The 13,412-nt window shown below is 63.0% G+C and carries 15 protein-coding genes and 1 pseudogene; 8 read left to right on the top strand and 8 right to left on the bottom strand.

What is annotated here, in order from left to right; translation table 11 throughout:
- The 5 genes and pseudogenes from L981_RS34445 to L981_RS10070 form a co-directional block, all read left to right on the top strand.
- Positions 1 to 170, top strand: a pseudogene (locus L981_RS34445) (mandelate racemase/muconate lactonizing enzyme family protein); the annotation flags it as partial.
- Positions 167 to 1,039, top strand: coding sequence for an amidohydrolase family protein (locus tag L981_RS10085; RefSeq protein ID WP_245281612.1), 873 nt, complete (start codon positions 167 to 169; stop codon positions 1,037 to 1,039). The pseudogene L981_RS34445 and the gene L981_RS10085, both read left to right, overlap by 4 nt.
- Positions 1,040 to 1,160: 121 nt before the next feature.
- The gene (locus L981_RS10080) at positions 1,161 to 2,138 is read left to right on the top strand and encodes a TRAP transporter substrate-binding protein (RefSeq protein ID WP_043614729.1); all 978 of its coding nucleotides are present in this window, start codon (positions 1,161 to 1,163) and stop codon (positions 2,136 to 2,138) included.
- A 79-nt stretch (positions 2,139 to 2,217) separates the two neighbouring features.
- On the top strand, positions 2,218 to 2,739 hold the full coding sequence (locus tag L981_RS10075) for a TRAP transporter small permease (RefSeq protein ID WP_043614726.1): 522 nt from the start codon (positions 2,218 to 2,220) through the stop codon (positions 2,737 to 2,739).
- A complete protein-coding gene (locus L981_RS10070; RefSeq protein WP_043614724.1) occupies positions 2,740 to 4,020 on the top strand; it encodes a TRAP transporter large permease in 1,281 nt (426 codons plus the stop codon).
- A gap of 65 nt (positions 4,021 to 4,085) precedes the next feature.
- On the opposite strand, the gene L981_RS10065 is transcribed toward L981_RS10070, so the two are convergent.
- The 3 genes from L981_RS10065 to L981_RS10055 all read right to left on the bottom strand — a co-directional run bounded on the left by L981_RS10065 (position 4,086) and on the right by L981_RS10055 (position 5,799).
- Positions 4,086 to 4,418, bottom strand: a complete 333-nt coding sequence (locus tag L981_RS10065) for a tetratricopeptide repeat protein (RefSeq protein WP_043614721.1) — start codon at positions 4,416 to 4,418, stop codon at positions 4,086 to 4,088.
- Positions 4,419 to 4,443: 25 nt separating this feature from the next.
- Entirely contained in the window at positions 4,444 to 5,040 is a 597-nt protein-coding gene (locus L981_RS10060; RefSeq protein WP_082005960.1) for a flavin reductase family protein, read from the bottom strand.
- A gap of 150 nt (positions 5,041 to 5,190) precedes the next feature.
- Positions 5,191 to 5,799 carry a superoxide dismutase gene (locus L981_RS10055; RefSeq protein WP_043614741.1) on the bottom strand — a complete coding sequence of 203 codons (609 nt, stop codon included), beginning with the start codon at positions 5,797 to 5,799 and terminating at the stop codon, positions 5,191 to 5,193.
- A gap of 163 nt (positions 5,800 to 5,962) precedes the next feature.
- Here L981_RS10055 and L981_RS10050 point away from each other — a divergent pair, with 163 nt between their 5' ends.
- Positions 5,963 to 6,574: a metalloregulator ArsR/SmtB family transcription factor gene (locus L981_RS10050; RefSeq protein ID WP_043614718.1), complete on the top strand. Its 612-nt coding sequence runs from the start codon at positions 5,963 to 5,965 to the stop codon at positions 6,572 to 6,574.
- 59 nt (positions 6,575 to 6,633) lie between these two features.
- Here the strand turns inward: L981_RS10050 and L981_RS10045 are convergent, their stop codons facing one another.
- From L981_RS10045 to L981_RS10025, 5 genes are all read right to left on the bottom strand, one after another.
- On the bottom strand, positions 6,634 to 7,401 hold the full coding sequence (locus tag L981_RS10045; protein ID WP_043614715.1) for a 3-hydroxyacyl-CoA dehydrogenase: 768 nt from the start codon (positions 7,399 to 7,401) through the stop codon (positions 6,634 to 6,636).
- A gap of 105 nt (positions 7,402 to 7,506) precedes the next feature.
- A complete protein-coding gene (locus tag L981_RS10040; protein WP_051659531.1) occupies positions 7,507 to 7,827 on the bottom strand; it encodes a FliM/FliN family flagellar motor switch protein in 321 nt (106 codons plus the stop codon).
- 155 nt (positions 7,828 to 7,982) lie between these two features.
- Positions 7,983 to 8,339, bottom strand: a complete 357-nt coding sequence (locus L981_RS10035) for a hypothetical protein (protein WP_156134032.1) — start codon at positions 8,337 to 8,339, stop codon at positions 7,983 to 7,985.
- A gap of 307 nt (positions 8,340 to 8,646) precedes the next feature.
- On the bottom strand, positions 8,647 to 8,910 hold the full coding sequence (locus L981_RS10030) for a hypothetical protein (protein WP_043614710.1): 264 nt from the start codon (positions 8,908 to 8,910) through the stop codon (positions 8,647 to 8,649).
- The gene (locus L981_RS10025; protein WP_043614707.1) at positions 8,907 to 9,710 is read right to left on the bottom strand and encodes a DUF899 domain-containing protein; all 804 of its coding nucleotides are present in this window, start codon (positions 9,708 to 9,710) and stop codon (positions 8,907 to 8,909) included. Before L981_RS10025 ends, L981_RS10030 begins: the two co-directional genes overlap by 4 nt.
- 244 nt (positions 9,711 to 9,954) lie before the next feature.
- On the opposite strand from L981_RS10025, the gene L981_RS10020 reads away from it, so the two are divergent.
- Together L981_RS10020 and L981_RS10015 are read left to right on the top strand one after the other, a co-directional pair.
- Complete coding sequence (locus L981_RS10020; protein WP_052201708.1) at positions 9,955 to 11,799, top strand: phospholipase D-like domain-containing protein; 1,845 nt, start codon at positions 9,955 to 9,957, stop codon at positions 11,797 to 11,799.
- 309 nt (positions 11,800 to 12,108) lie between these two features.
- Entirely contained in the window at positions 12,109 to 13,281 is a 1,173-nt protein-coding gene (locus L981_RS10015; RefSeq protein WP_043614704.1) for an ABC transporter substrate-binding protein, read from the top strand.
- Positions 13,282 to 13,412: the final 131 nt, after the last annotated feature.

Raw genomic sequence — 13,412 nt, 5'->3', positions numbered from 1 at the left:
AGCCGATCCTGGAGTTCGACCGGACGGAAAACCCGTTCCGACAGGCCGTGCTGAAGACGCCGATCGAGGCGGAGGGCGGTGTCGTTGCCATTCCCGACGCACCCGGCCTTGGCATCGAGATCGACCGCGATGCGCTTGCCCAGTTCAAGATGCCCGAGAGCGCACAATGATCGAGCGAACCCTGACCGGCCGCCCGCCTGAACCGCGCCTGCCGAAGGGCACGGTCGACGCGCAGATGCACATGTATCTCCCGGGGTTTCCGTCGCTTGCCGGAGGGCCGCCCTTGCCGGCCGCGCCACTACCGGATGCTGCGGCCTACCGCGAGGTCATGGACTGGCTCGGCATCGACCGGGTGATCATCACGCAGGGCAACGCCCATCAGAAGGACAACGCCAATCTGCTCGCTTGCCTCGCCGAAATGGGCGATGTCGCGCGCGGTGTCGCCGTCATCGACGAAACCACGTCGGATGCAGAAATGGGCGCGCTCAGCGAAGCGGGCGTCGTCGGTGCCCGTATCATGGATCTGCCTGGCGGGGCGGTGGGGCTCGATGCGCTGGAGGTGGTCGATGCGCGGGCACATGCCGCGGACTGGATGATCGCGGTGCAGTTCGACGGCAACAAGTTGCTCGACCATCTGCCGCGGCTGGCGCGCATCCGCTCGCGCTGGGTCTTCGATCATCACGGCAAGTTCTTCGCCGGTGTCGATCCGGATGGACCGGAGATTGCGGCTCTCTTGACGCTGATCGATCGCGGCAATGTCTGGTTCAAGTTCGCCGGCGCCTACGAGAGTTCGCGCGACGGGTGGCCCTATGAGGATGTGGCCGCCGTCTCCAGGAAGATTGCCGCGCACGCGCCGGAACGCATCGTCTGGGGCTCCAACTGGCCGCACAACATGATCCGCAAGACGGAAGACTATCCCGACGATACGCGGCTCGCTGAGTTGGTTCTCGGCTGGCTTGCCGACGACCGGACCAGGCATCTGGCCCTCGTCGAGAACCCGGAACGCCTGTTCAAGCTGCCGGCCTTCGCCGCGACGTAGTTGCCGCGGGTGCTGGGAGGCGCCCGTGGAACCCAGGACATGAGGATTTCGCATGCCGGCCCGGACGGGCAGCAACCCGGTCTTGGGAGAGGCCGAAGCACGACTAGAGGAGGAGGAAAACATGAAGAAAATTGCAAGCATGCTTTGCGTCGCCATGGGGCTGGCGTTTGCCGGCACAGCGGCGCAGGCGCAGGAAATCACCCTGCGTTCGGCAGACATCCATCCGGATGGCTACCCGACCGTCGATGCGGTCAAGTACATGGGGCAACTGCTCTCCGAACGCACCAACGGCCGTATCAAGATCGAGGTCATGAACAACGGCGTGCTCGGCGGGGAAAAGGACACGATCGAGCAGACCCGCTTCGGCGTCATCGACATGAACCGCGTCAACGCAGCACCCTTCAACAACCTCGTCAAGGAGACGATGGTCCTCGGCATGCCGTTCCTGTTCCGCTCGACGGAACACATGCACAAGACCGTCGACGGTCCGATCGGCGACGAGATCCTGGCCGCCTTCGAGCCACATGGGCTGATCGGTCTTGCCTTCTACGATAGCGGCGCCCGCTCCTTCTACACGACGAAGAAGCCGATCGAGAAACTCGCCGACCTCAAGGGCCTGAAGATCCGCGTGCAGCAGTCTGATCTCTGGATCGCGATGATGCAGGCCTTCGGCGCCAATCCGACGCCGATGCCGATGGGCGAGGTCTATTCTTCGCTCGAGACGGGTGTCGTCGATGGTGCCGAGAACAACTGGCCGTCCTACGAATCCGCCCGCCATTTCGAGGTGGCCAAGAATTACTCGCTGACCGAACACTCCCTCAATCCGGAAATCCTCGTCATTTCCAAGATGAGCTGGGACAAGCTTTCCCCTGAAGACCAGACACTGCTCCGCCAGGCGGCCAAGGACAGCGTCGGCAAGATGCGCGAGCTTTGGAGCGCGCGCGAAAAGGCGTCCGAGGAGAAGGTCCGCGCTGCCGGTGCGAACGTGATCAAGGTCAACAAGGAGGAGTTCGCAGCCGCGATGGGGCCGGTCTACGACCAGTTCGTCAGCGACCCGAAGCTGAAAGACCTTCTCGAAAGGGTGAAGGCGGTCAAGTGACAGCGGTGAGGCCGGCTCCGGGATCGGGGCCGGCCTTCGCAACCGTTCACCGGATCGCCTTTGCGGAGGAGGAAGAAACATGCGTCGTTTCATGCGGACGATACGTCCGCTTCTAGGCGCGCTGAGCCGCGCTTCGCTCTACATTGCCGGCATCGGCATGGTCGCGATGACCCTGATCGTCTGCTGGCAGGTCTTTGCCCGCTATATCCTGAACGACTCGCCGAGCTGGTCGGAGCCCTTGGCTCTCCATCTCATGGCCTGGTTCATCATGCTCGGCGCTGCCGTCGGCGTGCGGGAAAGCGTGCATCTCGGCCTTGATGTCGTCCGACACGTGATGAAGCCGTCGGTGCAGCTTGCGATGGATCTGACGAGCCTCGGCCTGATCGTCGTCTTCGGATTGGCCATGGCCTATTACGGCATCCTGCTGTCGGCCGGCACCTGGACCGCCACCATCCCGGTTCTCGGTTGGCCTGGCGGCGTCGACTTTTTCCCGCTGGTCGTCGGTGGCGCGATGATTGCGCTCTTTGCCGCCGAACGCTTCATCGATCAGCTTCTCGGCGTCGAGCTCGCCGCCGACGTCGCCGTGCAGGAGATGGCCTGAATGGCTTACACTATCCTCTTCGGGGTCTTTACCCTCCTGATGCTCATCGGCATGCCGATCGCCTTCTGTCTCGGCATCGCTTCGTTCGCGACCGTGCTCTATCTCGGCCTGCCGCCGGTGGTGGTGTTCCAGCAGCTGAATTCGGGCATGAACGTCTTTGCCATGATGGCGATCCCGTTCTTCATCTTCGCTGGCGACCTGATGGTGCGCGGCGGCATCGCCAACCGGCTGATCCAGTTTGCCGCCGGGCTCGTCGGCCACCTGCGCGGCGGACTCGGCCAGGTCAACATCGTTGCCTCGACGCTTTTCGGCGGCATTTCTGGATCGGCCGTTGCCGACGCCTCCGCGGTCGGCGGCCTGATGATCCCGCAGATGGCCAAGCGCGGCTATGACCGCGACTATGCCGTCAACGTCACGGTCAATGCGGCGATCATCGCGCTGATGGTTCCGCCGTCGCACAACATGATCCTCTATTCGATCGCCGCCGGCGGCAATGTCTCGGTCGCCGATCTCTTCACCGCCGGCATCATCCCGGGGCTCTTGCTCGCGCTCGCGCTGATGGTGACGGCCTATGTCGTTGCCAGGCGCCGGGGCTACCCGTCCGAACCGTTTCCGGGCTTTGCCAAGGTCTTCTACTACCTGCTCGCCTCGTTCCCCGGCATCGTGCTGATCGGCATCATCTTCGGCGGCGTGCGCTCCGGCGTCTTCACCGCCACGGAAAGCTCGTGCATCGCCGTGCTCTATGCCTTCCTCGTTGCCATGTTGGTCTATCGCGAACTCGACTGGTCGGGTTTCGTCGAGGCGGTCATGGGGGCGGTGCGCACGACAGCGATGGTGCTGCTCGTCATCGGCATGGCGGCGTCCTTCGGCTGGCTGATGGCCTTCCTGCAGGTACAGGCATTGATGATCAGCGCCATCGGCGCGATCTCGGAAAACCCGATCATCGTGCTGCTCGTCATCAACATCATCCTTCTGATCCTCGGCACCTTCATGGACATGGCGCCGATGGTGATCATCTGCACGCCGGTGCTGCTGCCCGTGGTCAAGGCCTTCGGCATCGATCCCGTGCACTTCGGGGTGGTGATGATCCTGAACGCCGGCATCGGCCTCAACACGCCGCCGGTCGGAACGGTGCTGTTTGTCGGCTGTGCCGTCGGAGGGATCAGCATTCGCGAGGCGATGCGCACGATCTGGCCGTTCTTCGGCGCCAGCATCGCGGTATTGATGGCCGTCACCTACATACCGGCGCTGTCGCTGTGGCTGCCTTCGGTCTTCCGGTGAGCTGATCGCCGGCGATACCTGCGGGCTCGGCATGGCTTGCCGGGCCCGTTCCTTTTCAGGGCCGGCTACTCGTTGCCGTTGGCGGCGAGACACTGGCGCTCGAGGCGCTTCAGGAAGACGCCGATCTCCTTTGCCGCCTGCAGATCGCCCTTCCGCTCGGCGACCGTACGGCCCTCGCGCCAGACTGCAATCGCCTCCTGGTGGCGGCCGAGCTTGAGGAGGATCGCGCCGCGCAGCTTCCATGCTGCCGAATAGTCCGGATCGAAGGCGAGCGCCCGCTCGACATGGGCCAAGGCGGTTTCGAGATCCGCTTCCTGAAGGCAAATGCTGCCGAGCGTGAAGCGTAAAAGGGCGTCGTCCTTGCCGTCCTGTAAGAGTTTTTCGAGCACTTGCCGCATGGCTTTCTCCTCCGCGATCGCCAGTTCAAGCCGCAGGCTTGCTTGGGCTCAGGGGCGCATGCCCATTGCTCGCCAGCGTCGGCAGCGATCTCGTCCTGTCGAGAGACTGATACCGGCGGCGGCTCCAGATCAAGGGGTCGGCATGGGCAGATGTCTCGGTTGCGACAATTGTTCCCACGAACAGCATATGGTCGCCCACCTCGACCGAAGCGCTGAGCAGGCAGTCGAGCGTGGCAGCCGCGCCGAGCAGCCTTGGCCGTCCGCTTGGCCATTCCGCCCAGATGCCGACGAGATAGCGCTTCGATGCTTCGATCTTGCCGGCAAAGGCATCTGCGATCAGTTCCTGGCCCTCAGCCAGCATGGCAAGCGAAAACCCCCGCTCGGCGGCAATCAGTGCGGCAAGCGGACTGTCCGCCTTGATCGAAACGACGATCGAGGGCGGGTTGGCGGAGAGCGAGAAGGTTGCCGTCACCGTCCGGCCGAGACTGTCGGCACCCTTGCCGGCGCTCGCCACGCAGACGGTTGCGGCGAGATGCGACAGGGTGTCGGCGAACTCCGGTTTCGACACGGCGAGGGCCGCATGGGCGTCGATGGCAAGGGAGGGCGGAGGTGTCTGGCGCATCGGGCTTCTTCCAAGATGAAATAGCCCGTGGCGGCGGAGAGACGCCACGGGATTTGCAGAAGCCTTGGCTCAGGCGGGGGCGAGCGGCTGCTGCAACTCTTCGACCGATCGGCACGCGAACGCTTTCCAGCCCGCGGCGCGCTCAGTTGATCAGGCGGACTTCAGTTCCGCTTCGGCAAACTCATAGTTGGCAAGCTTGTCGAGGAAGTTCGAGGTGTAGTCCGGGCGACGGTTGCGGTAGTCGATGTAATAGGCGTGTTCCCAGACATCGAGGCCGAGCAGCGCCTTGCCCTCGTTGGTGGCAACCGGGTTGGAGCCATTGGCCGTCTTCGTCACTTTCAGCTTGCCGTCCTGGCCGAGTACCAGCCAGGCCCAGCCCGAACCGAACTGGCCGGTGGCGGCGGCCTTGAAGGCATCCTTGAAGGCCGCGACGCTGCCGAAATCTTCGGTGATCTTCTTTTCAAGCACGCCCGGGATCTGGCCGCCCTTCGGTGAAAGGTTGTTCCAGAACAGGATGTGGTTCCAGTGCTGGCCGGCATTGTTGAAGACCGGGGCCAGTTCCGCCTTGCCGTGGCTGAGGCGAATGATCTCTTCCAGCGACAGGCCGGCGAGCGAGGCATCCTTCTCGACGAAACCGTTCAGCGCCGTGACATAGGCCTGGTGATGCTTGCCGTGGTGAAACTCGATCGTCTCGGCGCTCATGCCGTTTTCCGAGAGTGCTGTGGCGGCGTAGGGAAGGGCGGGAAGTTCGAAGGCCATGGTCAAATCCTTTGCGGTCGGGGCGCTCTCGATCACTTGTCTGCGAACCGAGGAGAGTGTATTTAGCAAGACAATTCTTTGTAAATCTGCGCGCGGGAATATGTCAAGCGATCGCTTGTTAAATCCAGAGCAAAGCGCCGGCCGCACCCCGGGCGAACGCATCATGCTGGCCCTCAAGCTACACGGGCCGCAGACCGCGGCAGCGCTCGGCAAACGCCTGGCGATCACCGGAGAGGCCGTGCGCCAGCAGCTCGTGCGTCTCGCCGAGGACGGGCTGGCCATGTCATGGTCCGAGGCAAAAGGTGTCGGTCGTCCGTCGCAGTTCTGGGGCTTAACCGCTGTTGGCCACGCGGAGTTTCCGGACACACACGCGGAGCTGACCGTCCAGCTCTTGCGCACCATCCGGCAGACGCTTGGCGAGGAGGCGATCGACCGGCTGATCGCCGCCCGCGAGGACGAGACGCGTCAGAACTACCGAGCGGCGATGGTGCTGAAAGAGAGCCTGCGCGAACGGGTCGACGTGCTCGTTCGACTGCGGTCGCAGGAAGGTTATATGGCCGCTTGCGAGGATCCGGGCGACGGTACGCTGCTGTTCGTCGAGAACCATTGTCCGATCTGCGCCGCCGCGACCAGCTGCCAGGGCTTTTGCCGGGCAGAACTGAGCGTGTTTCGCGCGGTGCTCGGCCCCGGCGTCGAAGTCGAGCGCGCCGAGCATATCCTGGCCGGCGCGCGCCGGTGTGCCTATGTGGTCAAGCCGGCCGCTCGGGCCGCCTGATCCTGTCAGGGCAACGGTCTGGCGCACGCCGTCGACGGGCGCCGCCAGCTCCGATCGTGTCAGCGTGCGCCCATGCGCAGGGCGCCGTCGAGGCGGATGACCTCGCCGTTCAGCATGCGGTTTTCGCAGATGTGCTGGACGAGTGCCGCGAATTCGTCCGGTTTGCCGAGGCGCTGCGGGAAGGGCACGCTCTTTCCGAGCGAATCCTGCACTTCTTGCGGCATGCCGGACATCATCGGCGTTTCGAAGATTCCAGGTGCAATGGCGACGACGCGGATACCGTAGCGCGCGAGTTCGCGGGCAATCGGCAGAGTCATCGAGACGACGCCGCCCTTGGAAGCGGCATAGGCCGCCTGGCCGATCTGTCCGTCGAAGGCGGCAACCGAGGCGGTGTTGACGATCACCCCGCGCTCACCATCTTCGCCGGGCTCTTCGCGCTGGATCGCTTCGGAGGCGAGCCGCAGCATGTTGAAGGTGCCGACGAGGTTGATCGCGACCGCGCGCGAAAAGCTGTCGAGACGATGGGGGCCGTCGCGGCCGAGCACCTTTTCCCCCGGCGCGATGCCTGCACAGTTTATGAGCCCGTGCAGATGTCCGAAGCGGTCGAGGGCCGCTGCCACGGCTGTGGCGCCATCCGCCTCGCTGGTGACATCCGTCTTCTGGAAGAGCGCGTTGCTGCCGAGTTCGCCGGCCATCTGCTGGCCGGCTGCGGCGTTGACGTCGGCAAGGACCACGCGGGCGCCCGCGCCGTGCAGCCGCCGCGCGACAGCCGCCCCCAGACCCGAACCGCCACCGGTAACGATATAGACTTTCCCATCGATCAGCATATGAGGCTCCTCCCGTACCGGATCGTGTCGTTGAACTACCGACATAGCCTTGCTGGCTGTCGAAGCCAAGTTCCGCTGACGATGAGCCGCCTTGCCTCCCGGAGCCTATTGGGCGCCGATCGGCGAGATTTCGATGATCTTGATGCCGATGGCGTTGGTGGCTTCATCGAAGACGATCTCGCCGCGGCCGATGACCATGCCGTTGACCTTTAGCTCCACCGGTTCGCCGAAGTTTCGATCGAGATGGATCGTGTCGTCCTGATGGAGTTTCGAGATCTGCGACACCGTCAGCTTGGCGCGTCCGATGACCGCTTCGATTGCGAGCGGAATGCCCTGGACCGCGCGTTCGCTCATGACGGAACGGCCTTCGAACGCAGGGCTTTCGTCGAGCTCGACCAGCTCATCCTGTAGCTTCTTGTTAATCATTCTGCACCATCCAAAGCACTGATTCACGACTCTTTAACAAAGAGTTGCGCCAGTTCGCCCTGGGTGGCAACCGTGGCTAAATGGGGGTTCCCCGTGCCTTGCAAGCGAGCGTTAACAAAGCGTTAACATCCACAATGCGGAGGCGGTGAAAGCCGTCAAAGCGTCACCGCAGCCCAGTTTCCGTCCCGTTTCTGGAATCCGATCATGCGGCGGCCATTCGGCAATTTGTCGCCGAGTCGCACGACATAGACGTAACCCTCGTAGACCATCAGCCCGCGATCGCCGTCGCTGAAGAGGATCTGGAAATTCGGCGACTGCATCATCGCGGCGTCGACCTCGGCGCCGGTCACAACCGGGGCGATGGCTGCGACCTCCGTCGAAGGCTCTTTCGCTCCGCTCATGTAGTAGAGCGATGCTGCGGCAGCCGTAACGAAAAGCAGCAGCCCGCCCGCCAAAGGCAACAGGCGGCGCTTGAAACGTGTCGGGTTCGGTTGAGGGGCGGCAACACTCAAGGTCAACTTCCTGATTCGCTGTATTTTCCGAACGGATCCGGCCCCAGGTGGAAAGCGACTGATCTCTCCGGCCGATTCAATTGCCGGATATCTTGCCAAATCTACCTAGTGGAACCGTTCCGTACTTCAAGCCGAGAAGTCACTTGCTTCTCCGACTCGGGCAGCATGCCCACTCGCCGATTTCAGGGACATATGCCCATCGGCGTTTCCACATCTTTTGCGTGCCGTGCGACAATAGCATGTCGCTGGATGATTCTTCAGCTCCCGACGCCGGCAACTGCCAGGCGCCGAGAGCAAAGACCGATCGCTAGCTCTTTCTGATGTCGATCAGTTTCAGCCAGGGCTGAAGGTGAAAGGCGCCCATCAGCAGATACATGGCGGTCATCCCGTCGATCACAGTTTGTCCGGTGACGCCGCACAGCATCGGATCGGCCCCGGCGGTTCCCATGTTCGAAAGAACGGCCATCAGGGCGAAGGTGGGGGCGGCGGCAAGCGCCAACCCCGCCGCTATCAGACGGGCGAGGGAGGGCGCCCGCCCGTCGCGCTCACCGGAGCGGGCGCCGATGCTCATGGCTTCGCGCCCGTGTCGGAGGCGCGCATCGCAGCTTCGCCGGCATCCGATACTTCGACCCATCTCTTGTCCGGGGCAGCGCCTTCGACGTAGCTGTCGTTCCAGTTCCACCACTTGTAGGTCGGGGTCTGCGGATATCCGGCCGGCGAATCCTCCCACACCTCCTGTCGGCCGAGCGGAGTGATGTCGAGATAGTTCCAGGTGCCGCCCATCTGTTCGTCGCCGCGGCTGTTGACGAGGTAGGTGCGAAAAAGCTGTTCGCCGTCGCGGAAGAAAACATTGTGGCCGTGCCACTCGCCCACGTCGAAATCGGCATCGAAGCTGTCGGTGATGGTGTACCAGGGCATGGTCCAGCCCATGCGCGCCTTGAGCCTGGCAATATCCGCCTGCGGGGCGCGCGAGGCAAAGACCAGGGTCGTGTCACGGGCGTTAAGGTGCGACAGATGTGCAACCTGATCGGCGACCATCGAGCAGCCCCGGCAGCCGTGATCGGGCCAGCCATGCACGCCCGGTTCAAAGAAAGCGCGGTAGACGATCAACTGGCGCCGGCCGGCAAAGAGGTCAAGCAGGCTCGCCTTGCCGTCGGGCCCTTCGAACACGTAGTTCTTGGTCACGGCCATCCAGGGCATCCGCCGACGCTCGGCGGCCAACGCATCGCGGGCGCGAGTGTGCGCCTTTTCCTTTACCAGCATTTCCTGCCGGGCCGTTTCCCATGCCTGCTGTGAAACCACCGCCGGCTTCTGCATCGCCGGCTCGGCGTCCGCGCGTCCGTTGTCGTGTTTCTCGATTGTCTGGGTCATGGTGCCGTGTCTCCTCGTTTCAGCAAAGCTTCTCAACGCAAGGCCGATGCCTTACAGTTCTGAAGAGCTTGACACCGCAAGTGGGCGAGCGGGAGTAACAAGTGTGGCGGTGTTTTCGAGGCGCTGCCGCTGCCACCGGACAGCGGCGCGAGGGGTACCAATCCAGCGCCTTTTTAGTTGTCGCTGTTGTAATTCCTTTAAGTTGAGCGAGTATGCTTGTCGCAACCAGACGCGGGAGGGCGGCATGCATTTCGTTTCGGATGCGGTTGGCGGGTACAAGGTCTTTGCCGTGTCGGGGGTCAATACGGTTTCGTTCGCGATCGACTATCGCAACGCCGACACCACCGGGCTTCTCGGTTTTGCAGTCGAGAGGCATGATCCCGCGGAAGGCGAGCGGTACTACATGTGCGGCTTCAAGGTCTTCGAGACGGTGATCTCCCATCCCAACGAGGATACCGTCGTTCTGACCTACGACCATCCCGTCCAGAGTTTCGTCTGGGACGACTTCACGGCCAAGCCCGGTCGGCGCTACGACTATTACTTCCATCCGCTCACGGGCCATGCGAAGAACATCGATCGTTCGGCGCCTGCCATCCGGATAGGCATCAAGACCGAGCCGCTTTTCAGCGAGGAGACGCACGACGTCTTCTTCAACCGCGGTGTCGCGAGCAGCCAGGCCTACCGGCGCCGTTTCGGAAACAGGCCGTCGGACAAGCTGGAAACGCCCGAAAAGACGCTCGAGGCGCTGCAATGGTTGAGCCGGGATCTCGACGAAGCGCTGCTGCGTTTTATCGACGAGGCGGAAGCCGGCGACACCCTGCTCGGCTGCTTCTATGAATTCAGATATCGCCCCGTCGTGGAAAGGCTGAAGGCTGCCTTCGAGCGCGGCGTCGACGTGAGGCTGGTGCTCGACGCGAAGGAAAATGCCTATACCGACAAGAAGGGCAAGTTCCACGAGAGCTTTCCGCGAGAGGAAAGCAAGCAGATCGTTCGCACCGTAGGGCTTCCGAAGGCGGCGATCGCTCGGTGGCGCGAGAACAATCCCGCCGACATACAGCACAACAAGTTCATGGTGTTGCTCCCCAAGGATCAGGGCCGAAAGCCGCAGGTCTGGACCGGCTCGACGAACCTCTCGATGGGCGGGGTGCATGGCCAGACCAATGTCGGGCATTGGGTCCGAGACGCCGATCTCGCCAAGGCGTTCGAAAGCTATTGGACATTGCTCGCCGGGGATCCCGGCGCGGCAAAGACCGACAATGCTGCCGCGAGCAGGGCAAAGCGAAAGGCCTTCCGCAAGGCGGTTTCCGACCTCGCCGAAGTGCCGCAGGCGCCTGCGGATATTCCAGGCGGCGTGACCTCGATCTTCAGTCCGCGTGCCGGAAGCGCTGTCCTCGATATGTATGTGAAGGCGCTGGACGAGGCTCGCTCCTATGGCGGCGTGACGCTCGCCTTCGGGATCAACGACCGCTTCAAGCAAGCGTTTCTCGACAACAGCGCCCAGTCCGGCGTGCATCCGGTGCTCTTCCTACTCCTCGAAAAGCGCGACCAGCCGAAGGCCAAGGCAAAAAAGCCGTTCATTCCGCTCACGGCGCGACAGAACGTCTATCAGGCCTGGGGCTCGTATCTGCGCGACCCGGTCTATCAGTGGGCGCGGGAAACCAATGCGCGGGCGCTCGGGCTCAACACTCACGTCGCCTATGTGCATTCGAAGTTTCTGCTCGCCGATCCCCTTGGCGCGGATCCGATGGTCGTTACCGGTTCGGCGAACTTCTCGGATGCGTCGACCAACGACAACGACGAAAACATGCTGCTCATCCGCGGCGATCGGCGCGCCGCCGATATCTACTTCACGGAGTTCAACCGGCTGTTCAACCACTATTATTTCCGCTCTGTCCGGGAGGCGACGGCAAAGAAGAAGTCCGACCGGGATAGGGCGGCGCGCGTCGGGACGTCGGAGGGCGCCGGGGCCAGTCTGTTCCTCGATGAGACGGGCGAATGGCTGAAGAAGTACGAGCCCGGCAAGTTGCGAGCCAAACGCGTTCAGGTCTTCATCGACATGGCGCAACCGGAAAATCTGCCGCCGATCTAGACAGGCAGCATCGATACGCCGCGAACCCGCGATCGCGCCGTCACGGTGTCGTTTGCTATGCTCCCCCGTGTTGATCGCAATGGGCTGGCGCGCGTGCGGGAACGTGCGTGTCATGTGCTGGGGATTTCGGCACCCTCGGCTGGTCGAGGGGCGTCGCCTGTGCCAAAACATAACCCCTAAATTATGATTGGCACCCCATATTTCATTTTTACATCACCGTTTGGCATGTCAAGCTGACAACCATCAAATCGACAGTCGTTTGCGACGAGGATGCGGGCGCGGGAGTGGCCGGCATCTCAGGGAGGAAATATGAAGCGGATGATTCTGGCTGCGGTTGCGGCTTTGGCAATGAGCGGTGCTGCCTATGCCGACACGATCAAGATCGGTGTCGTCGGACCGTTCTCCGGCCCCTTCGCCCTGCAGGGCAAGAACTTCAAGGCTGGCATCGACGCCTATATGGCGCTGAACGGCAGCAAGGTCGGCGACGACGATATCGAGATCATCTACCGCGACGTGCCGCAGGCCGACCCCGCCCAGTCGAAGGCGCTGGCGCAGGAACTGGTGGTCAAGGAAGGCGTGCAGTATCTCGCCGGCTTCTACTTCACCCCGGATGCCATGGCGGTCACGCCGCTGCTTACCCAGGCGAATGTCCCGCTCGTCATCATGAACGCAGCGACTTCGGCGATCGTCACCAAGAGCCCGCTCGTCGTGCGCACCTCGTTCACCACCTGGCAGACCTCGACGCCGATCGCCAAGGTTGCCAAGGATGCCGGCGTTTCCAAGGTCATCTCCGTCGTCAGCGACTACGGCCCGGGCGTCGATGCCGAAAACGCCTTCAAGGCGGGCTTCGAAGCGGCCGGCGGGCAAGTGGTCGAAGCGATCCGCATGCCGCTTGCGACCAACGACTTCTCGCCGATCATGCAGCGCATCAAGGATTCCGGTGCCGAGGGTGTATTTGCCTTCCTGCCGTCCGGCCCGACGACGCTCGGCTTCGTCAAGGCCTTCAAGGAAAACGGCCTGAAGGACGGCGGCATCAAGTTCTTCGCCCCGGGCGACCTGACGCAGGAATCCGATTTGCCTGCTCTCGGCGAGGCCGCGCTCGGCATCCAGACGACCTTCCATTACGCCGTCTCGCACGACTCGCCGGAGAACAAGGCCTTCGTCGAAGCGGCGAGCAAGGCGATCGGCAACCCGGCCGAACTCTCCTTCCCCTCGGTCGGCGCCTATGACGGCATGCATGTGATCTACAAGATGATCGAGGCGACCGGCGGCGAGCAGGATGCGGCAAAGGCCGTGGAAGCCGTCAAAGGCCTTTCCTGGGTCAGCCCGCGCGGTCCGGTGACGATCGATCCGGAATCGCGCCACATCACCCAGAACATCTATCTGCGCGAAGTCGCCAAGGCCGATGACGGTACCTATTACAACAAGGAAATCCAGACCTTCGAGAAGCAGGGGGACCCCGGTCTCGCTGCGCTGAAGTAGCCGACTTGGGCGGGCGCCCACGCGCCCGCCGCCACCGAAGACGCGGTGACCGGTTGCTCTTGAGCGACCGGCGCGCCTGCGGCGCCGCGAATGCTGGCGCCTGACTGCCGCTCCGCGCATAGTATGCGCAC

Source organism: Ensifer sp. ZNC0028 (assembly GCF_000799055.1).
Lineage (GTDB): Bacteria > Pseudomonadota > Alphaproteobacteria > Rhizobiales > Rhizobiaceae > Ensifer.
The sequence above is the reverse complement of the archived record's forward strand: the minus strand, read 5'-3'. Positions and strand labels throughout refer to the sequence as shown.